This is a genomic window from Pseudomonas sp. 10C3, assembly GCF_036346185.1.
Taxonomy (GTDB): domain Bacteria; phylum Pseudomonadota; class Gammaproteobacteria; order Pseudomonadales; family Pseudomonadaceae; genus Aquipseudomonas.
In genome coordinates, this window is the sequence record NZ_JASJVE010000001.1 from 25,506 (window position 1) to 44,059 (window position 18,554).

An 18,554-nucleotide genomic window follows, 5' to 3' on the forward strand; every position below is an offset into this window, starting at 1 on the left:
TGCGGTCTTGAACAAAGTGGCGTGGCTGCTGGAGAAATAGCGTGCTGAAAAAGCTGGGTATCAAAGGCCGTGTGCTGCTGTTGACCATTGTCCCCGCTCTGCTGATGGCAGTGGTGTTGGGCGGTTACTTCACCTGGATGCAACTGTCCGACCTGCAAAGCCAGCTGCTGCAACGCGGTGAAATGATCGCCGAAGAACTCGCACCGCTGGCCGCCCCGGCGCTGGGCCATAGCGACCGCGCGCTGCTCGAACGCATCGCCGGGCAGGCGCTGGAGCAAACAGACGTGCGCGCCGTGTCCTTTCTTGGCCCCGACCGCGATCTGCTGGCCCATGCCGGGCCGAGCATGATCAACCCGTCCCCCATCGGCAACAGCACTCACTTGCTGCAGCGTTCCGGGAACGACGCCACCCGCTATCTGCTGCCGGTGTTCGGTCGCCAGCGCCACCTGAGCGGTGCTCTGATCCCTGAGGAGGCCGACCGTCTGCTCGGCTGGGTCGAGCTGGAGCTGTCCCATAACGGGACCTTGTTGCGCGGCTATCGCAGCCTGTTCGCCAGTCTGCTACTGATCGTTACGGGGTTGGTGTTGACTGCGATTGTGGCGATCCGCATGAGCCGAACCATCAACGAGCCGATCAGCCGGATCAAATTGGCGGTGGCGCAACTCAAAGACGGCAATCTTGAAACACGCCTACCGCCACTGGGCAGCCTGGAACTGGATGAGCTGGCTTCCGGTATCAACCGCATGGCCGCGACCTTGCAGAATGCCCAGGAAGAATTGCAGCACAGCATCGATCAGGCCACTGAAGACGTGCGGCAGAATCTGGAAACCATCGAAATCCAGAACATCGAGCTGGACCTGGCGCGCAAAGAAGCGCTTGAGGCCAGCCGGATCAAATCCGAATTCCTCGCCAACATGAGCCACGAGATTCGCACCCCGCTCAATGGCATTCTCGGCTTCACTCATCTGCTGCAGAAAAGCGAGCTGACCCCGCGCCAACTGGATTATCTGGACACCATCGAAAAATCTGCCGACAACCTGCTGGGCATCATCAACGAGATTCTCGATTTTTCGAAAATCGAAGCCGGCAAGCTGGTGCTCGACAGCGTTCCGTTCAACCTGCGCGACCTGCTGCAGGATGTCCTGACCATCCTTGCCCCGGCCGCCCATGCCAAACAGTTGGAACTGGTCAGCCTGGTGTACCGCGACACACCGTTGTCGCTGCTCGGAGATCCGCTGCGGCTCAGGCAGATCCTGACCAATCTGGTCAGCAATGCGATCAAGTTCACCCGCGAAGGCACCATCGTCGCCCGCGCCATGCTCGAAGATGAGCAAGAAGACAGCGTGCAACTGCGCATCAGCGTGCAGGACACCGGCATCGGTCTGTCCAGCCAAGACGTGCGGTCGCTGTTTCAGGCGTTCAGTCAGGCAGACAATTCGTTGTCGCGGCAACCGGGCGGCACCGGGTTGGGACTGGTCATTTCCAAACGACTGATCGAGCAAATGGGCGGCGAAATAGGGGTCGACAGTACGCCGGGTGAAGGTTCCGAGTTCTGGATCAGCCTGAACCTGCCCAAAGCCCGCGATGACCTGGAAGACCTGCCATCCCCACCCCTTCTCGGGCGTCGGGTCGCGGTGCTGGAAAATCATGAACTCGCACGTCAGGCCTTGCAGCACCAGCTGGAAGATTGCGGTCTGGAAGCGGTGGTTTTCAACAACCTGGAAAGCCTGATCAACGGGGTCACTGCTGCGTATCAAACAGCACAGGCTATCGACCTGACGGTGCTGGGCATCACCGCCCACGAACTGCCGCCCGAACGGCTGCGCCAGCATATCTGGGACCTTGAAAACCTCGGCTGCAAGGTCCTGGTGCTGTGCCCGACCACCGAGCAGGCGCAATTCCAGTTGGCCGTGCCCAACGCCCACAGCCAGTTACAGGTAAAACCGGCCTGCACGCGCAAGCTGCGGCGCAGCCTGTCCGAACTGATCAGCCCCAAACAACAGCGCATCGATACCTCTACCCCCCTGTCCAGTCGGCCACCGCACTTGCTCTGCGTCGATGACAACCCGGCCAATCTGTTGCTGGTGCAAACACTGCTTGAAGACATGGGCGCCAAAGTGCTGGCCGTCGACAGCGGCTATGCCGCGGTCAAGGCGATACAGAAAGAAACCTTCGATCTGGTGCTGATGGACGTACAGATGCCCGGTATGGACGGGCGCCAAGCCACTGAAACGATCCGGGCCTGGGAGGTCGAACAGCAGAGTACTTCGCTACCGATCGTGGCCCTCACCGCCCATGCCATGGCCAACGAAAAGCGCGCCCTGCTGCAAAGCGGCATGGACGACTACCTGACCAAGCCCATCAGTGAGCGGCAATTGGCCCAAGTGGTGCTCAAATGGACCGGTCTGGCACTGCGCAATCATGTGCCGAAACGTCACAGCGAAAGCACACATCACGGCATCGACCTGCAGGTGCTCGACCCTGAAGAAGGCTTGCGCCTGGCAGCGGGCAAGCCTGACCTGGCAGCGGACATGCTAGCGATGCTTCTGGCCTCGCTGGACACCGACCGTGACGCCATCCGCGATGCCCGCGATGCCCACGACAAACTGGCACTGATCGAAAGGGTCCATCGCCTGCATGGCGCAACCCGTTATTGCGGGGTGCCGCAACTGCGCGCAGCCTGTCAACGCAGTGAAACCTTACTCAAGCAGGATGCACCCGAGGCCAACGCCGCCCTCGACGAACTGGACATGGCTATCACACGGCTGGCCGTCGAAGCACGAGTGACCGCTTGAAGGGTGATCCGTTTGCATGAACGTCCTTCTGACGTTATAGCGGGCAAGCGGGCTCCTGCAAGGGAGCATCGCCACAAGGAGATTTTATGCGCATCCTTTTATTCAGCAGTCAGAACTATGACCGCGAAAGCTTTCTCGCGGCCCGTTTACCGGCGGGTGTGGATCTGCATTTCCAACCGGCACGCCTGAATCTGGACACGGTTGCCCTGGCCAACCACTACCCAGTGGTCTGTGCCTTCATCAATGACGACCTCAGCGCGCCCGTACTCGAACAACTGGCCGCAGGCGGTACGCGCCTGATCGCCTTGCGCTCGGCGGGTTATAACCATGTAAACCTGGCAACGGCGCACGCCCTCGGGCTCAAGGTCGTGCGCGTGCCGGCCTACTCTCCGCACGCCGTGGCCGAACATGCCGTGGCCTTGATTCTGGCCCTTAACCGTCATCTGCACCGTGCGTACAACCGCACCCGCGACGGTGACTTCACCCTGCATGGGCTGACCGGCTTCGATCTGGTGGGTAAAACCGTGGGCGTCGTCGGCACCGGGCAGATCGGCGCGACCTTCGCCCGGATCATGTCCGGGTTCGGCTGCACGCTGTTGGCTCACGACCCCTACCCTAATCCGCAGGTCGAAGCCTTGGGCGCGCGCTACCTGAGTTTGCCGGACTTGCTGGCGCAGGCGCAGATCATCAGCCTGCACTGCCCGCTGACCGCGCACAGCAAACACCTGATCAACAGCACGTCCCTGGCGCAGATGCAGCCCGGTGCGATGCTGATCAACACCGGTCGCGGCGCGCTGGTCGACACACCGGCGCTGATCGAAGCGCTAAAAAGCGGGCAATTGGGTTATCTGGGGCTGGATGTGTATGAAGAAGAAGCGCAATTGTTCTTCAAAGACCGTTCCGACCTGCCACTGCAGGACGATGTGCTGGCTCGCCTGCTGACGTTTCCCAACGTGATCGTTACCGCTCATCAGGCTTTTCTGACCCGCGAAGCGCTGGGAGCCATTGCGCAGACCACTCTGGACAATATTGCCGCCTGGGCCGAGGGTTCGCCGCAGAATCTGGTCGAGGGTTAATAACAGGCTGCATGATAGGATGCGCGCAGATTTGGAGGACCCATGGTCGAACACGATTTCCGCTACACCCTGTTTAACCCACAACACACGCTGATCGAATGCCGCGCGCTGGCCCCCGGTCGTTATCAAGTCACCGGCAACGGCGGCTCGATCCACGCGGATGACGTGCTTTTGGTCACGCTCAAAGGGAGCAAGGACTTGTCCATGCGCCTGACCGTGGAAAAAGTCCGGCACCTGATCAACCCTCGCGGCCAATGGGTCGCGGTGGCGCAGGGTCCGGTCTTCGCTGAACTGGCGATTCATCAGTGGAAGGCCAGTTGCAACGGTTGCGCGACCGAGCTGAACGTCGAGTTCGCGGTCGATGCCAAGCTCGGCATCAAAGCACAAAAGCCGGCTGCCGCCGCTCGCATTGCCGAGCTGGGCTGGAAAACCGAAGGTGACAAGCACTTTTGCCCGAAATGCCAGGAGAAAGCCGCATGATTCGCGCCGTCCTGTTTGGCCTGCTCGGCAGCACCCTGATGGGCTGCGCCGCCAAGCCGGTAGAATTGACACGTGATCGGGGCTACATGCTGGAATGGATCGGTGAAAATCCGCTGATCGACCGCAGCCACCTGACCATGACCCTTGGTGAGGACGGTCGTGCCTACGGCACTGCAGGCTGCAACCACTGGTTCGCGCCGTATACGGTGGAGGACGACACGATCAGCTTCGGCATGGTCGGCAGCACCCGCAAGATGTGCGCGCCCGCCCTGATGGAGCAAGAACAACGCTTCCTCGACGCACTGACCAAAGTGCAGCGCTGGGACATCTCGCCGATCGACCAACTGCGCCTCTGGCCTGCCGAAGGAAAACCGCTACGGTTTTGGCTGGAAGACAGCTGATTTAATAGCGGCTGTACCGCCTTCTCGAATGAATTCACTCTCGCAGAGGTCTCCAGCCTTGTGGGAGTGAACTCATTCGCGAACGGCTCGCGGTGACTGACCTGCGTTACCCCTCGCCCCGCAATACCGCCAACCGCTGACTCACACCGGCTGCGGTCTGCTCGCCGAGCAATTGCTCCCGCACCTTGCCCTTGTCATCAATGATGTACGTCACCGGCAGCGCTTCGCTGTGGGGCAGGTCGTAACGTTCGGCCGGGTCCAGAGCCAGGACAGTGAAGGTGATACCCAGCGCGGCAGTGGCGGACTTCAGGTCTTCGCCTTGCAGGCCGTCGAAGTTGACCCCGAACACACTCACCTGCCTGTCTTTGAGCTGATCGGCCAACGCGTTGAGTTCCGGGATCTCCGTCCGGCATGGCCCACACCACTCAGCCCAGTAATTGATCACCAGCCAATGCTTGTCGACACGCTCGCTGGCAACCTTCTGCCCGTTTTGATCAGGCCCCAGGTCTGCGCCACAACCACTGAGCAGCAAACTGCCGATGAGCGCTGCTATCGCTGCCAATCGCCTTGTCATGTGCCCTTCCTTATCCAGAGATTCACTTTAACTGCGACCAATCACCGCCCAAGGTTCAGGAGCGGACCTCACACAGGTAGAATAGCCGCCACCTTACGCAAGATGCGACCCGCAAATGACCGATCTGACGCTTTATCACAACCCGCGCTGCTCGAAATCTCGCGGTGCGCTGGAACTGCTTGAGGCCCGCGGCCTGACGCCGACCATCATCCGCTACCTGGAAACCCCGCCAGACGCCGCGCAATTGCGCGATCTGCTGGGCAAGCTGGGCATCGGCGCCCGGGAGCTGCTGCGGACCGGTGAAGAGGAATACAAAGCCCTGAACCTGGCGGACGCCAGCCTGAGCGACGAGCAACTGATCGCCGCCATGGCCGCCCACCCCAAGTTGATCGAGCGACCGATTCTGGTGGTGGGCGACAAGGCCGTCATTGGCCGTCCACCAGAAAGCGTGCTGGAGATCCTGGCATGAGTGCCCCGTACATCCTGGTCTTGTTCTACAGCCGCAACGGCTCGACCAGCGAGATGGCTCGGCAGATTGCCCGAGGTGTCGAGTTGGGTGGCATGGAAGCACGTCTGCGCACCGTGCCCGCGATTTCGTCCGAAATCGAAGCGGTCGCGCCCAGCATCCCCGAGCAAGGCTGCTTATATGCCAGTCTCGACGACCTGAAAAACTGCTCCGGTCTGGCCCTGGGCAGCCCGACGCGCTTCGGCAACATGGCCGCGCCGCTGAAATACTTCCTCGACGGCACCAGCACCCTGTGGCTGACCGGCGCCCTGGTGGGCAAGCCCGCCAGCGTGTTCACGTCGACTGCCAGCCTGCACGGCGGCCAGGAAACCACGCTGATGTCGATGTTATTGCCGTTGCTGCACCACGGCATGCTGGTCGCAGGCCTGCCCTACAGCGAAGCCGCGTTGCTGGAAACCAGCGGCGGCGGCACGCCTTACGGCGCCAGTCACCATGCCGGTGCCGACGGTAAACGCGCGCTGGATCAACACGAAATCACCCTGTGTCGCGCGCTCGGTCAGCGCCTGGCTAAAACCGCTTTGTTGTTGGAGACGCCTCGTGGCTAAAAAGCCTAAAGTCCTGCCCGCGCTGGAATGGCTGGAGCCGCGAGTGCGCCTGAGCCGGATCGCCAGTCTGATCTGTTTTTTCGGCCTGATCCTGCTGCTGGCCGCGTATTACCTGATCTTTGCCGACCTGCATGGCGCGCGCCCTTGGGTGATCCTGCTCATCGAACTGGTGCCGCTGATCCTGCTCGCTCCGGGCATGATCAGCGGCAGCGCCCGCGGTCATTCGTGGACCTGCTTTGTGATCAACCTGTACTTCATCAAAGGCGCACTGGCCGTTTACGACCCGAACCGCAGCCTGTTCGGTGCACTGGAGATGCTTGCGAGTCTGGCAGTGTTCGTCAGCGCGTTGCTGTATGTGCGCTGGCGTTTTCAGTACAACCGCAAGCTGGCGGGGGAAGGCGCCGTCTGACAGACCGTCATCGCGAATGGCTTGATGCGATGTCAGTGGTTGACCGTATACGCCAGCATCAACGACAGCTGACACATCGGCCGCCCACTCTCTGCGTGCCACTGGTTGAACGCACCTTGCACGGTGGCGAGGTCCTTGAGGCTGGTGGGCACTTTGTCGATGATGCCCTGTGCGTTGAGCCCGGCGACCACGTCGTAGGTCGGGATGAACGTGTCCTTGCCGACCATGCGCAGAAAACTCGGCGCTGACATCCCGCCCAATTGATGCCCGTGTTTGGCCAGGTACTTCCACAGGCCGACGATATCGGTCACTGGCCAATCGGCGATGAAATTACCGAAGCTGCCCTTCTCCTTACTGATGTCCAGAATCATCTGCGCATTGCGTGGCACACTTTTCAGTTTGCCCAAATGGCGAATGATTCGTGCGTCCTGCATCAGGCGCTCCAGGTGCTCGGCGCCCATCAGCACGACCTTCTCGGGATCGAAGCGAAAGAACACTTCTTCGAACATCGGCCATTTGGCGTCTACCAGGCTGTGCTTGAGGCCGGCGCGAAACACCCGTCGGGCGAGGGCCGACAGGTAACGGTCATTGCTGATTGCGCGAAGTTGCGCCGGGGAATTGGGCACGGGCAGATGTGCTTCAAGCGCCGAGGCCGAGCCAAAGCGGTTCAGGCAATATTCATGAAGCCATTTGTAATCGCGCATGCCCTTTCCTACTGACAATTGATAGAGGTCTGACATCTCGCCGAGGCCAGGTGTCAGGCAGCAAATAGAACAGAGTGTCGAGATCGATCAGAGGTTCACGACATTGACGAAGCGCGAGGCTGCGGTTTCATCGATCCGCAGGTTGGCGAAGTCGAACAGAGTACGGTCCGCCAGTTGCGACGGCTGCACGTTCTGCAACGCACTGAAGATGCTTTCGGTACGGCCTGGGGTCGTGCGTTCCCACTCCGACAGCATGTCCTTGACCACCTGACGCTGCAGGTTTTGCTGAGAACCGCAGAGGTTGCACGGAATGATCGGAAACGCTTTCAGATCGGAAAAAGCCTGAATATCACGCTCGTTGCAGTACGCCAGCGGACGAATCACCACATTACGACCATCGTCAGCCCGCAGTTTGGGCGGCATGGCCTTGAGCGTGCCCGTGAAGAACAGGTTGAGAAAAAAGGTCTCGATGATGTCGTTGCGGTGATGCCCCAGCGCCATCTTGGTCGCGCCGATTTCATCGGCAAAGGTGTACAGCGTGCCACGGCGCAGGCGCGAACACAGCGAGCACGTGGTCTTGCCTTCGGGGATAAGCTTTTTGACCAGCGAATAGGTGTCTTTTTCGACGATGTGGTACTCCACACCCAACGCCTCGAGGTACGCAGGCAGCACATGCTCGGGGAAGCCTGGCTGTTTCTGGTCCATGTTGACAACGACGATATCGAATTTGATCGGCGCCACTTTCTGAAAATGCAGCAGCACATCAAGCAGGGTATAGCTGTCTTTACCGCCCGACAGACACACCATGATCTTGTCGCCTTCCTCAATCATGTTGAAGTCGGCCACTGCTTCGCCCGCGAGCCGACGCAGACGTTTCTGCAGTTTGTTCTGATTGACTGAAAGGGTGCCCATGGCGCAGATATCCGCTAACGATGACTCGGTAAAAGGCCGGCATTTTACGCGACAAGGATCATAGGCGCATGCCGATTTATTGTTGGCACTCAAATAGCGCATTGCGATTAACAGCAGTCTCTCGAGCACAATTTACTCTAAAGGGCTGCGTCTTCCCTTCCTATACTGCGTCATAGGGTCGCACCCATTCCTGTATCGAGGCTGTGGCCTTACACCTGCCGTGGCACTTAGGCCCGACAGGCGCTCCGCTGGGGGGCGACGGTAAAACAAAAAGGAGTGACCGGCATGATCCATCACGTTATCGGACTGTTCACCCATCCTGATCAAGAATGGCAGCAAATACGTGGCGAAAAAGAAGAAAGCATCGGCCACATGTACCTCACGCATACCCTGATTCTTGCGGCGATTCCCGCAGTTTCGGCTTATATCGGCACCACTCAGGTGGGCTGGGTGATTGGCAGTCGAGCGGCGGTCATGCTGACCCCCGTAAGCGCGCTGTGGATGACCATCATGTCCTACATTGCCATGCTGGCTGGCGTGGCCGTCATGGGAGCATTCATCCACTGGATGGCGCGCACGTACGACGCCAGTCCGAGCCTGGCGCGCTGTGTCGCCTTCGCCACCTACACCGCAACACCGCTGTTCATTGGCGGGCTGGCGGCCCTGTATCCGCATATGTGGCTGGGAATGATCGTCGGCCTCGCGGCCGTTTGTTACACGGTTTATCTGCTATACGTCGGCTTGCCGACGTTCATGAACATCCCTTCCGATGAGGGCTTCATGTTCTCAAGCTCCGTATTGGCCGTGGGCCTGGTGGTGCTGGTCGCCATCATGGCGTTCACCGTCGTCCTGTGGGGCGTCGGTGTAGGGCCTGAATACACTAACTGACTGACTGACGGTTAACCGTTGACCATGAGCCGCCTTTGAGGCGGCTCATGCGTTTAACCATGACCATTGGGCGCCTTCAGTTTTCGGCAGGCCAGGGCTTTACGGCATACTGGCCACCTCTGGAGAGCCTTTAAGAATGCCCGAGCAGCTCAATACCCGCGTCGAAGTCTGTTATCAGCAAGCCGAAGCCTTTTTCAAACGCCCCTTCAAACGGCCGGTGGTCAGCCTCAAGCTGCGCGGTCAAAAAGCGGGTGTTGCCCATCTGCACGAGAATCTGTTGCGCTTCAACCCGCAGCTGTACCGGGAAAACAGTGAAGATTTTCTCAAGCAGACGGTCGCCCACGAAGTCGCGCACTTGATCGCCCATCAATTGTTTGGCGAGCGTATTCAGCCCCACGGCGAAGAATGGCAATTGATCATGCGCGGGGTATACGAACTCCCGCCCAATCGCTGCCACACTTACGCGATCAAACGTCGCCGCATGACCCGCTACATCTACCGCTGCCCCTGCGCAAACAGCGATTTCCCGTTCTCCGCCCAGCGCCACCTGCTGGTCGGGAAAGGCCGACGCTATTTGTGCCGTCGCTGCCGGGAGACCTTGGTGTTCAGTGGAGAAGTGCGGGTCGAGTGATGAGAGAGCCAGGTACTCCGCGCACAGCCATTCTCGCCTATCAAAAAACCCATAACCATTTGAAATAGAACATTATTTTTAGGCGCTGACTTGTCTGCGAACAAGCCCGGCACGGGCTTTGAACTGCGCCTGTGTGCAGGCGGTGTGGGTGAGTTCACTCGCGAAAGCGGTCAGGCAATAACCCCCGCCGCCCGCAATTCAGCGATCCGCTCAGCGCTGTAACCCAACCCCGCCAGCACTTCCTCACTGTGCGCACCCAACGTCGCACCGATATGCCGGGGCTCGGGCAGGCCGTCGGAGAACTTCAGCGGGCAGGCCATCTGCGCCTGCAAGCTGCCGTCTTCACGGGGCACTTGGCAGACCAGCTCACGCGCCTGTAATTGTGGATGCTCGATTGCCTCGGCAACGCTCAGCACCGGTTCGACACACGCATCCAGACCGGCAAAGCACGCGCGCAGCTCTTCAAAAGAGCGTTTCTCGAATTCAATTTTCAGCTCGTCCTTCAATGAGGCCTGCACCTCGGGGCTCGACGACAGGCCGAGCGCGGCCAACTCCGGGCGACCCAGCGCGACGCACAAGGGTTGCATGAACGCGGGTTCCAGGCTGCCCACGGAGAACCAGCGGCCATCTCGACAGCAGTAATAATCATAAAAACTGCCGCCATTGAGCATCTGGCTTTCCCGGGCCGGCTCCACACCGCACGCCAGATAACCCGCCCCGGCCATGGCATTCAGACTGAACACACAGTCAGTCATGCTGACATCCACATATTGCCCGAGCCCGGTTTGCTGGCGTGCGACCACGGCGGCCAGCAGACCCACCACTCCATGCAGCGACCCTCCCGCCACATCCGCCGCCTGAATGCCCAACGGCACCGGACCACTGTCCAGGCGCCCGGTGTAGCTGGCGATGCCCGACAGTGCAAGGTAGTTGATGTCATGCCCGGCGCGATCCCGATAAGGGCCTGTCTGGCCATAGCCGGTGATCGACACATAAATCAGTTTCGGGTTGATCGCCTTCAACGCCTCGTAGCCCAGCCCCAGGCGTGCCATGACACCCGGTCGAAACTGTTCGAGCACGATGTCGTATTCAGCCACCAACTGGCGGATCACCTCGAGCGCCTGCGGTTGCTTCAAGTCGAGGGCGAGGCTGCGCTTGTTGCGATTGAGGTAGGCGTGGCTGGCTGACGTCCCGTGATCGTGAGGCGGCAACAGTTTCAGAAGGTCCATGCGCGTCGGCGATTCGATGCGCAATACGTCGGCCCCCATGTCGGCGAGCAGCAACGAAGCGAACGGTCCCGGCAACAAGGTGGAAAAATCGAGAATCTTGAGCGATGACAATGGCCCTTGCATGCTTACTCCCTTAGCAGTTCTGTAACCAGACCTTACACCTGAGGCCTTCAGAGTAAGCAACCACGAGCCACCCTTCAATGGCCGCGCCACTCATCGTCGCTGACTGATTCGATCAATCGGCAGGTATAAAAAAACCCATCCGAAGATGGGTTTTTTTATACCTGCGCCGCGTTATGCAGTTTTAGGCGCGGTGCTGGATACCGTCGCTGGAATCGGGCCTTCATTCACGCCCAGATCATCTTCTGGACCTGTGTTGGAGATCCCGCGACCACCGGAAGCCAGTTCGATTTGCAGCTTGTCTTCGTCCAGCTCGTTAACCCACTTGGCCACAACCAAAGTCGCAACAGCGTTACCGACCAAGTTGGTCAGTGCGCGGGCTTCAGACATGAAGCGGTCGATACCCAGGATCAGCGCCAGACCGGCAACTGGCAAGTGGCCAACGGCGGACAGGGTGGCGGCCAACACGATGAAGCCACTGCCGGTAACGCCGGCTGCGCCCTTGGAGGACAGCAACAACACCACCAACAAGGTGATCTGGTGAGTGATGTCCATGTGGGAGTCGGTCGCCTGGGCGATGAACACGGCAGCCATGGTCAGGTAGATCGCAGTACCGTCCAGGTTGAAGGAGTAACCCGTCGGAATAACCAGACCGACAACCGACTTCTGCGCGCCCAAGCGTTCCATCTTGATCAGCATGCGCGGCAGAGCGGACTCCGAAGAAGACGTGCCCAGCACGATCAGCAACTCTTCACGAATGTAGCGGATCAACTTGAGTATGCTGAAGCCGTGAGCGCGAGCGATACCACCCAGCACAATCAGTACGAAGAGTGCGCAGGTGATGTAGAAGCACAGCATCAATTGACCGAGTTGCACCAGCGAACCGACACCGTAAGCGCCGATGGTGAAAGCCATCGCGCCAAAAGCACCCAGCGGAGCCAGCTTCATGATCATATTGATGATGTTGAACATCACGTGGGCGAAACGATCGATGAAGTCGAGCAGCGGTTTGCCGTAGGCACCCAGGCGATGCAAGGCAAAACCGAAGATCACCGAGAACATCAGTACTTGCAGGATATCGCCCGTCGCAAAAGCGCCAACGATAGTGCTTGGGATAACGTTGAGCAGGAAGCCGACGATGCTCTGGTCAGCGCCTGCAGCAACGTAGGCCGCGACCTTGGAAGCATCCAGCGTCGCCACGTCGATGTGCATGCCAGCACCCGGCTGAACGAGGTTAACCACGACCAGACCGATCAGCAGCGCGATGGTAGAAACGACTTCGAAGTACAACAGCGCATAACCGCCGGTTTTACCGACTGACTTCATGCTCTGCATGCCAGCGATACCGCTGACGACCGTGCAGAAAATGATCGGAGCGATGATCATTTTGATCAGTTTGATGAACCCGTCACCCAACGGCTTGAGCGACACACCGGCTTGAGGGTAGAAGTGGCCGATCAGAATGCCAATGACAATGGCTACGATGACCTGGAGATACAGGGATTTATACAGCGGCTGACGAGTCGTCATTGCAAGTTCCTCAAGAGCATCGCCGGTCATCATCCATCTGATGCGTGCGACGCCATAAAGCGCTAACCCTCCTGCACTGGAGGGATTTGTTTTGGCGAGTTGCGCGGGCAGCCCCTTCGCAAATCTCTACCGGTATTATTGCAGGGCGCGTGCCACTTTCGACAAAACCGCTCTAGATCAACTACCCCGTAAGCTATGACGCACCTTACACATTGGTAATAGCTGAAAACATGGCGGATTTCCGCCATATACCGCAAAAATACCCCCTGCATTGGCGGGTATCCGCCTTGTCCGTTGCCCGTGCGATGACTACCATCGGCCGTTCCCAGGATGAGCACCTTATGCGCCAACGTACGATCGCCAGTCACTTCGCCCGCGCTGCTCTCGGTGGCATGCAACGACGTGGCATCGATTGTTCGAGCTTGCTGCAACAATCGGGGATCCAGTCTGAGCTGTTGAGCGAGCCTCGTGCCCGCATCGCTCCGGAACAGTTTGCTCGCCTGATTCAATTGGTCTGGCAGCAAATGGACGATGAATACATGGGCTTCGGCCATGGCCCGAGCAAGCGCGGCACATTCGCCATGATGTGCCATGCGCTGATTCACTGTCGCAGCCTGGAGAAGGCACTCGCACGCGGTCTGTTGTTTTATGGCTTGTTCCCCGACGCGCCGCGCCTGAGCTTGCGTCGAGAAGGGGATTGGGCGCGGCTGAGCCTGGACGACTCGGCACTGCGCGACCCGGACCATTTTCTCAGCGAGTGCCTGCTGGTGATCTGGCACCGGCTCGGCAGTTGGCTGATCGGCCAGCGCATCCGCCTGGAGCACGCGACATTCAGTTATGACAGGCCGGAGCACAGCGGCGAATATGACCTGCTGTTCCCGTGCCCGATCCTGTTCAACGCCGAGACCAGCAGTCTGCTGTTTCACGCACGCTACCTGAGCATGCCGCTGCTGCAGGACGAACGCACGCTCAAGCATTTTCTCGAACGCTCGCCCGCCGATCTGCTGGCCCGTCCCGACGATGGCGACAGCCTGAGCAATCAGCTGCGACGCTTGCTCAGTCGTGACTGCAACCGCTGGCCCGATCTAGACGGCGTCGCCGAGCAGATGCACATCAGCCCACAGACCCTGCGCCGGCATCTGCGTGAAGAAGGCACGAGTTTTCAGGGGTTGAAGGATCAACTGCGCCGCGACATGGCGATTTATCACTTGAGCCGCGCCGACCTGTCATTGCAGCAGATTGCCGAACAGCTCGGTTTTTCCGAGCCGTCGGCCTTTCATCGCGCGTTCAAGAAGTGGACCGGACTGACACCCGGGGCTTACCGGGCTCAGGAGGTCTGACGGTTCGCATGATGGAGGCGTGAAGCCATTCGCGAATGCGGCAGGACGCTTCATCTGGCCGGAAAATGAATCCGGAATGCGGCGCCACCCAAAGGAGAGTCCTCCAGGGTCAGGCGAGCGTTGTAGCTTTCAATGATGTCTTTGACCACAGCCAGGCCAATGCCCTGCCCCGGATTCTGCCGATCCAGCCGCTCACCACGCTCTAGAATCCGCGCCCTCTGACTCTCTGGCACGCCGGGGCCATCGTCTTCGACGCACAACTCGTCACCGGACAGCGATGCGCGCAGGCTGATGCGTATTCGGCCCAAACAGAGGCGATAGGCGTTTTCCAGCAGATTACCGAGCATTTCAAGCAAAGCGCCCTGCTCCATCGCCACTTGGCATCCGTCGGGCAGATCAAGGCAGACGTTGACCTGCTTGTCGCGATAGACCTTGTCCAGGGTATTGCACAGGCTTTCGACCACCGGCCGCAACACCACATGGTGCCGCACCAGGCCACTTTTGCGCAGGCTGGCGCGCTGCAACTGGTAACTGATCTGTTGACTCATGCGTTCGATCTGCGATTGCAGGAGGCGTGCCTGCTCCAGGTCTTGCGGACGCTTGGCCATGGTTTCGCTGACGCCTTGCAGCACCGCCAGCGGCGTTTTCAAGCTGTGGGCCAAGTCGCCCAGCGAGTCGCGGTAACGGATGCGCTGCTCGCGTTCGCTGAGTAGCAGGCGGTTCAGTGAGCCGGTCAGGCGCAATAACTCCAGGGGGTGCTCCTCACTCAGGCTTTCCCGCTCGCCGGTTTCGACCTGATCCAGCTCCTGACTCAATCCCCTCAACGCTTTAAGGCCCCAGGTCAGGCCCATCCAGAGCAATGCGAGCAAAACCACCAGGGCCGCACCGAAGCCCAGATAGAGTTTCTCGCGTAGCGCGGAAATGATCACCTGATACTCGTGCACCGGCTGCAAAGCGACGATGCTGAACGCTGCGTTTCTGCCACCGAGCAGTTTGATTTCGACGTCATAGACGAAAAACTCATCGCCCTTGGCGTTCTTGATTTTACCGAACTGATTCCCCGTCCCGTCATAACGCGGGCGATAATCGATACCTGCCAGTTCGGTGGCACGCGAACGCCATACCAACTCACCATTACGGTTGTAGATATAACCGAACAGGCGGCTGTCTGACAGATTGAATTGCTCGCCCGGCAACAGCAGGGGCATCAACAAACGATTGTCCTCGACCCGGGCCGCGGAAATCATCGTGGTCACGTCCGAGGCCAGGCGCTGCTCAATGGAGTCCTGCAGGGCCAGGCTGTAGGCGCCCTGCAACGCGGGCAACAGCGCCAGCATGAAGATCACCGCCAACAGCGCGGCAGCCATCATCAACCGCAGCCGCAGCGAACGGATCATCGGCAGCGCTCAGTGAACAGATACCCCAGACCGCGCACCGTTTCGATAGGCTTGAAACCCAACGAGCCTTCCAGCTTGCGGCGCAAGCGTCCGACCAACACCTCGATCACGTTCGGATCACGCTCATCATCGTCGGGGTAGAGCTGCTCCATCAAGCGCTCCTTGGCCACCACCTGCTGATGGTGACGCATCAAGTATTCAAGAATCCGGTACTCATAGGCCGTCAACGCCAGCGGCTGTTCTTCGAGGGAGGCCTGCTTGCGGTTCAGGTCCAGCAGCAAGGGCCCGGCGGTGATGGTCGACTGGATAAAACCGCTGGAACGGCGCAACAGGGCATTAAGCCGCGCCTCCAGTTCTTCGAACTGAAACGGCTTGACCAGATAGTCGTCCGCCCCGGCGGCCAGCCCTTCGACTTTGTCTTGCCAGTTGCCACGGGCCGTGAGGATCAGAATCGGAAATGCCTTGCCATGGGAGCGCAGTTGGCGAATCAAGTCCAACCCACCCATGCCCGGCAAACCCAGGTCAATCACCGCCAGGTCATGGTTGAACTGTCCCGCCTGGTACAGTGCTTCCTCGGCATTGGCCACGGCCTCGACCACATGGCCGCTCTCGGCCAATCGGGTTTGTAAGTGATGGCGCAATAATGCCTCATCTTCAACCACCAGCAGTTTCATGAGGCTCTCCCAGGCAAAATCATTCCTCTCAAGATTAAGGCAAATACAACATGACCGGTTGAACAGCGCCTCGCCTGTTAAGTGTGCGGGCTGGGCGAAAAATGTCCAGCGCCAGTCTGTTAACGGTTAAAAGATGTAGTTGGAGGGCAGGCCAGGGTCAAAGCTGCCGAGCAAGATGGCTTGGCTCAGCTGAATACCGTTATGCGTACCGGAGACGTTGGGATAACTCGAGTAATAGTGACCCGCGACGGCTCCCAGATAGGCGCCGTATGCATCGACGCTCCCGCCGGTCTTGCCCTGGACGAGCTTGCTGGTACCGTCAGTGGTCTGTGCGGTAGCGCTGCCGCCGAGAAAAGCCAACGCAAAAAAGAGCTTATTTAAGGTGAGCATGGGAATGTCCTCTTGCGCCGGGCGCTGTTGGGGTACGCCACAAGACTAATCACCGGGCCCTGAACCCCCACTGAACGCGGCCTGAACTTAAGCTGAACGGACCCACCACCTCTAAGGCCGAACAATCGTCTAGGCTCTTTTGACGTAATCTACTTTCCCTATCGATCACAGGAGAAACCCACCATGCGTTTCTGGACTGCGTTAATCATGATGAGCCTGGCCGGGCTGGCTCAGGCCGCGATCAAGACTGAAACCATCGACTATCAAAGTGCTGACGGCACCAAACTGATCGGCTATTACGCCTACGACGACGCAATCAAGGGTCAGCGCCCCGGGGTCCTGGTGGTGCATGAGTGGTGGGGCCTGAACGAATACGCCAAACGCCGCGCCCGCGACCTTGCGGCACTGGGTTACAGCGCCATGGCCATCGACATGTACGGCGAAGGCAAGCACACCGAGCACCCAACGGACGCCATGGCGTTCATGCAGGAGGCGACCAAAGACAGCGCAGCCTCGGCCAAGCGTTTCGATGCAGGGCTTGAACAGCTGAAAAAACAAGCGCAAACCAATCCGGCCAAGATCGCCGCTATTGGTTACTGCTTCGGCGGCGCGGTGGTTCTCAATGCGGCCCGGCGTGGCGAACCGCTGGCCGGCGTGGTGTCTTTCCACGGCGCGCTGTCGACCCAATCACCGGCCACCCCCGGCAGCGTCAAGGCGCCACTCCTGATTGAGCATGGCAACAGCGATAGCATGGTCACCCCGGACAGCGTCATCGCCTTCAAAGCGGAAATGGACAAAGCCGGTGCCCACTATAAATTCGTCGGCATCGATGGCGCCAAACACGGCTTCACCAACCCCGACGCCGACCACCTGAGCCACGGCGACCATGCCCCCGACATCGGCTACAACAAAGCCGCCGACGAGAGCTCGTGGGCAGACATGAAAGCATTCTTGAAGAAAGTGTTTGGTTGAGTACTTGATCCTGTCAGCCTCAATCTAATGTGGGTGACTTGCCTGCGAATAACTTAACGCGGTGTATCTGGCACACCGCCTTCGCGGACAAGTCCGCTCCTACAATTAATCTATGCCCGACGCAGCCCCAGCGACACACACCAGAGATCGGATGGGTGTCCAACTTCTGGGGCGCAGTTCAATTAATCTGTGCCCCTACCCAGCCCGCCTCCGACACGGCAAAATGCAAGGCATGACTCAACCCCCTGTACTCCCCGCCTGCTGCCCCGTACTCGACACTCATTGGCCGCTGCCCCAAGCCCTGCCCGGCGTGATCCTGGTCAGTGGCGTGTTCCATCCGCACCATCTGGCTGATGGCGATTTTCAGCGTTGCCTGATCGAGTCGCCCCACAGTATTCAGCGCTCCGTCGCCAAGCGTCAGGCCGAGTTTCTGGCGGGACGTCTTTGCGCTCGGGAAGCCTTGCAGCAGTTGGACGGCCGGCACTATGTACCCAGCATCGGCGAGGACCGCGCGCCGGTCTGGCCAGCAGATGTCCGGGGCTCGATTACCCACAGCCACGGCTGGGCGGCGGCCATTGTCGGCCACCAGCAGCAATGGCGCGGCCTGGGCCTGGACATGGAACCCCTGCTCGACCACAAGCGCGCCCAGCGCCTGGCCGGGGAGATTCTGACTGACGACGAATTGCAACGCATGGCCGCAGGCCCGGATGCGCAGATTGCACTGCTGGTTACCCTGACTTTCTCTGCGAAAGAGAGCCTGTTCAAGGCGATCTACCCCCTCGTGCAAAAGCGTTTCTACTTCAAAGACGCGCAATTGCTGGAGTGGTCAGACAGTGGCAGTGCCCGCCTGCGTTTGCAGATCGACCTGTCCAGCGAGTGGCGCAACGGCACAGAGCTGGACGCGCAATTTCGCGTGGACAATGGCAAATTGCTGAGTCTGGTCAGCGTCGCGGCCCTGTGA

The 18,554-nt window shown here is 59.5% G+C and carries 20 protein-coding genes; 12 read left to right on the forward strand and 8 right to left on the reverse strand.

Annotation, left to right across the window (positions count from 1 at the left end; translation table 11 throughout):
* Positions 1-41: 41 nt before the first annotated feature.
* The 4 genes from QN399_RS00135 (at position 42) to QN399_RS00150 (ending at position 4,752) form a co-directional block, all read left to right on the forward strand.
* Complete coding sequence (locus QN399_RS00135; RefSeq protein WP_322181104.1) at positions 42-2,795, forward strand: response regulator; 2,754 nt, start codon at positions 42-44, stop codon at positions 2,793-2,795.
* A gap of 86 nt (positions 2,796-2,881) precedes the next feature.
* Complete coding sequence (locus QN399_RS00140) at positions 2,882-3,871, forward strand: 2-hydroxyacid dehydrogenase (RefSeq protein ID WP_322181106.1); 990 nt, start codon at positions 2,882-2,884, stop codon at positions 3,869-3,871.
* Between the two features lie 42 nt (positions 3,872-3,913).
* Entirely contained in the window at positions 3,914-4,351 is a 438-nt protein-coding gene (locus tag QN399_RS00145) for a hypothetical protein (RefSeq protein ID WP_322181108.1), read from the forward strand.
* A complete protein-coding gene (locus QN399_RS00150; RefSeq protein WP_322181110.1) occupies positions 4,348-4,752 on the forward strand; it encodes an META domain-containing protein in 405 nt (134 codons plus the stop codon). The genes QN399_RS00145 and QN399_RS00150 overlap by 4 nt, the downstream gene beginning before the upstream one ends.
* A gap of 106 nt (positions 4,753-4,858) precedes the next feature.
* Here the strand turns inward: QN399_RS00150 and QN399_RS00155 are convergent, their stop codons facing one another.
* Positions 4,859-5,326: a TlpA disulfide reductase family protein gene (locus QN399_RS00155; RefSeq protein ID WP_322217527.1), complete on the reverse strand. Its 468-nt coding sequence runs from the start codon at positions 5,324-5,326 to the stop codon at positions 4,859-4,861.
* A 115-nt stretch (positions 5,327-5,441) separates the two neighbouring features.
* Between QN399_RS00155 and arsC the strand changes: the two genes are divergently transcribed.
* From arsC to QN399_RS00170, 3 genes are read left to right on the forward strand one after another with little or no spacing between them, the layout of a single operon-like run.
* The gene (gene arsC / locus QN399_RS00160; RefSeq protein WP_330200363.1) at positions 5,442-5,795 is read left to right on the forward strand and encodes an arsenate reductase (glutaredoxin); all 354 of its coding nucleotides are present in this window, start codon (positions 5,442-5,444) and stop codon (positions 5,793-5,795) included.
* Positions 5,792-6,397: an NAD(P)H:quinone oxidoreductase gene (gene wrbA, locus QN399_RS00165; protein ID WP_219063947.1), complete on the forward strand. Its 606-nt coding sequence runs from the start codon at positions 5,792-5,794 to the stop codon at positions 6,395-6,397. Before arsC ends, wrbA begins: the two co-directional genes overlap by 4 nt.
* Positions 6,390-6,806: a DUF2069 domain-containing protein gene (locus QN399_RS00170; RefSeq protein ID WP_322217528.1), complete on the forward strand. Its 417-nt coding sequence runs from the start codon at positions 6,390-6,392 to the stop codon at positions 6,804-6,806. Before wrbA ends, QN399_RS00170 begins: the two co-directional genes overlap by 8 nt.
* A gap of 32 nt (positions 6,807-6,838) precedes the next feature.
* Here the strand turns inward: QN399_RS00170 and QN399_RS00175 are convergent, their stop codons facing one another.
* Both QN399_RS00175 and ttcA read right to left on the reverse strand, forming a co-directional pair.
* Entirely contained in the window at positions 6,839-7,510 is a 672-nt protein-coding gene (locus QN399_RS00175; protein WP_322181120.1) for a DNA-3-methyladenine glycosylase I, read from the reverse strand.
* Between the two features lie 87 nt (positions 7,511-7,597).
* Positions 7,598-8,422: a tRNA 2-thiocytidine(32) synthetase TtcA gene (gene ttcA / locus QN399_RS00180; protein ID WP_322217530.1), complete on the reverse strand. Its 825-nt coding sequence runs from the start codon at positions 8,420-8,422 to the stop codon at positions 7,598-7,600.
* 285 nt (positions 8,423-8,707) lie between these two features.
* Between ttcA and QN399_RS00185 the strand changes: the two genes are divergently transcribed.
* Both QN399_RS00185 and QN399_RS00190 read left to right on the forward strand, forming a co-directional pair.
* Entirely contained in the window at positions 8,708-9,310 is a 603-nt protein-coding gene (locus QN399_RS00185) for a Yip1 family protein (protein WP_322181124.1), read from the forward strand.
* 136 nt (positions 9,311-9,446) lie between these two features.
* Entirely contained in the window at positions 9,447-9,941 is a 495-nt protein-coding gene (locus tag QN399_RS00190) for a SprT family zinc-dependent metalloprotease (RefSeq protein ID WP_219063952.1), read from the forward strand.
* 170 nt (positions 9,942-10,111) lie between these two features.
* Here the strand turns inward: QN399_RS00190 and QN399_RS00195 are convergent, their stop codons facing one another.
* Together QN399_RS00195 and QN399_RS00200 are read right to left on the reverse strand one after the other, a co-directional pair.
* Positions 10,112-11,293, reverse strand: coding sequence for a CaiB/BaiF CoA-transferase family protein (locus tag QN399_RS00195; RefSeq protein WP_322181127.1), 1,182 nt, complete (start codon positions 11,291-11,293; stop codon positions 10,112-10,114).
* A gap of 171 nt (positions 11,294-11,464) precedes the next feature.
* Positions 11,465-12,820, reverse strand: coding sequence for a dicarboxylate/amino acid:cation symporter (locus QN399_RS00200; protein WP_322181129.1), 1,356 nt, complete (start codon positions 12,818-12,820; stop codon positions 11,465-11,467).
* Between the two features lie 341 nt (positions 12,821-13,161).
* Here QN399_RS00200 and QN399_RS00205 point away from each other — a divergent pair, with 341 nt between their 5' ends.
* A complete protein-coding gene (locus QN399_RS00205; protein ID WP_322217531.1) occupies positions 13,162-14,160 on the forward strand; it encodes an AraC family transcriptional regulator in 999 nt (332 codons plus the stop codon).
* A 50-nt stretch (positions 14,161-14,210) separates the two neighbouring features.
* Here the strand turns inward: QN399_RS00205 and QN399_RS00210 are convergent, their stop codons facing one another.
* The 3 genes from QN399_RS00210 to QN399_RS00220 form a co-directional block, all read right to left on the reverse strand.
* Positions 14,211-15,557, reverse strand: coding sequence for an ATP-binding protein (locus QN399_RS00210; protein WP_322181133.1), 1,347 nt, complete (start codon positions 15,555-15,557; stop codon positions 14,211-14,213).
* Positions 15,554-16,231 carry a response regulator gene (locus tag QN399_RS00215; RefSeq protein WP_322181135.1) on the reverse strand — a complete coding sequence of 226 codons (678 nt, stop codon included), beginning with the start codon at positions 16,229-16,231 and terminating at the stop codon, positions 15,554-15,556. The genes QN399_RS00210 and QN399_RS00215 overlap by 4 nt, the downstream gene beginning before the upstream one ends.
* Positions 16,232-16,357: 126 nt before the next feature.
* On the reverse strand, positions 16,358-16,621 hold the full coding sequence (locus QN399_RS00220; RefSeq protein WP_322181137.1) for a hypothetical protein: 264 nt from the start codon (positions 16,619-16,621) through the stop codon (positions 16,358-16,360).
* A gap of 183 nt (positions 16,622-16,804) precedes the next feature.
* On the opposite strand from QN399_RS00220, the gene QN399_RS00225 reads away from it, so the two are divergent.
* A complete protein-coding gene (locus QN399_RS00225; protein ID WP_322181140.1) occupies positions 16,805-17,593 on the forward strand; it encodes a dienelactone hydrolase family protein in 789 nt (262 codons plus the stop codon).
* 232 nt (positions 17,594-17,825) lie between these two features.
* Entirely contained in the window at positions 17,826-18,554 is a 729-nt protein-coding gene (locus QN399_RS00230; RefSeq protein WP_322181142.1) for a 4'-phosphopantetheinyl transferase, read from the forward strand.

Bases quoted from the DNA above. Each gene is read 5' to 3' on its own strand.
- QN399_RS00140 (WP_322181106.1), top strand. From the start codon at position 2,882: ATGCGCATCCTTTTATTCAGCAGTCAGAACTATGACCGCGAAAGCTTT.
- QN399_RS00145 (WP_322181108.1), top strand. From the start codon at position 3,914: ATGGTCGAACACGATTTCCGCTACACCCTGTTTAACCCACAACACACG.
- QN399_RS00150 (WP_322181110.1), top strand. From the start codon at position 4,348: ATGATTCGCGCCGTCCTGTTTGGCCTGCTCGGCAGCACCCTGATGGGC.
- QN399_RS00155 (WP_322217527.1), bottom strand. From the start codon at position 5,326: ATGACAAGGCGATTGGCAGCGATAGCAGCGCTCATCGGCAGTTTGCTG.
- arsC (WP_330200363.1), top strand. From the start codon at position 5,442: ATGACCGATCTGACGCTTTATCACAACCCGCGCTGCTCGAAATCTCGC.
- wrbA (WP_219063947.1), top strand. From the start codon at position 5,792: ATGAGTGCCCCGTACATCCTGGTCTTGTTCTACAGCCGCAACGGCTCG.
- QN399_RS00175 (WP_322181120.1), bottom strand. From the start codon at position 7,510: ATGCGCGATTACAAATGGCTTCATGAATATTGCCTGAACCGCTTTGGC.
- ttcA (WP_322217530.1), bottom strand. From the start codon at position 8,422: ATGGGCACCCTTTCAGTCAATCAGAACAAACTGCAGAAACGTCTGCGT.
- QN399_RS00185 (WP_322181124.1), top strand. From the start codon at position 8,708: ATGATCCATCACGTTATCGGACTGTTCACCCATCCTGATCAAGAATGG.
- QN399_RS00190 (WP_219063952.1), top strand. From the start codon at position 9,447: ATGCCCGAGCAGCTCAATACCCGCGTCGAAGTCTGTTATCAGCAAGCC.
- QN399_RS00195 (WP_322181127.1), bottom strand. From the start codon at position 11,293: ATGCAAGGGCCATTGTCATCGCTCAAGATTCTCGATTTTTCCACCTTG.
- QN399_RS00200 (WP_322181129.1), bottom strand. From the start codon at position 12,820: ATGACGACTCGTCAGCCGCTGTATAAATCCCTGTATCTCCAGGTCATC.
- QN399_RS00205 (WP_322217531.1), top strand. From the start codon at position 13,162: ATGCGCCAACGTACGATCGCCAGTCACTTCGCCCGCGCTGCTCTCGGT.
- QN399_RS00210 (WP_322181133.1), bottom strand. From the start codon at position 15,557: ATGATCCGTTCGCTGCGGCTGCGGTTGATGATGGCTGCCGCGCTGTTG.
- QN399_RS00215 (WP_322181135.1), bottom strand. From the start codon at position 16,231: ATGAAACTGCTGGTGGTTGAAGATGAGGCATTATTGCGCCATCACTTA.
- QN399_RS00220 (WP_322181137.1), bottom strand. From the start codon at position 16,621: ATGCTCACCTTAAATAAGCTCTTTTTTGCGTTGGCTTTTCTCGGCGGC.
- QN399_RS00225 (WP_322181140.1), top strand. From the start codon at position 16,805: ATGCGTTTCTGGACTGCGTTAATCATGATGAGCCTGGCCGGGCTGGCT.
- QN399_RS00230 (WP_322181142.1), top strand. From the start codon at position 17,826: ATGACTCAACCCCCTGTACTCCCCGCCTGCTGCCCCGTACTCGACACT.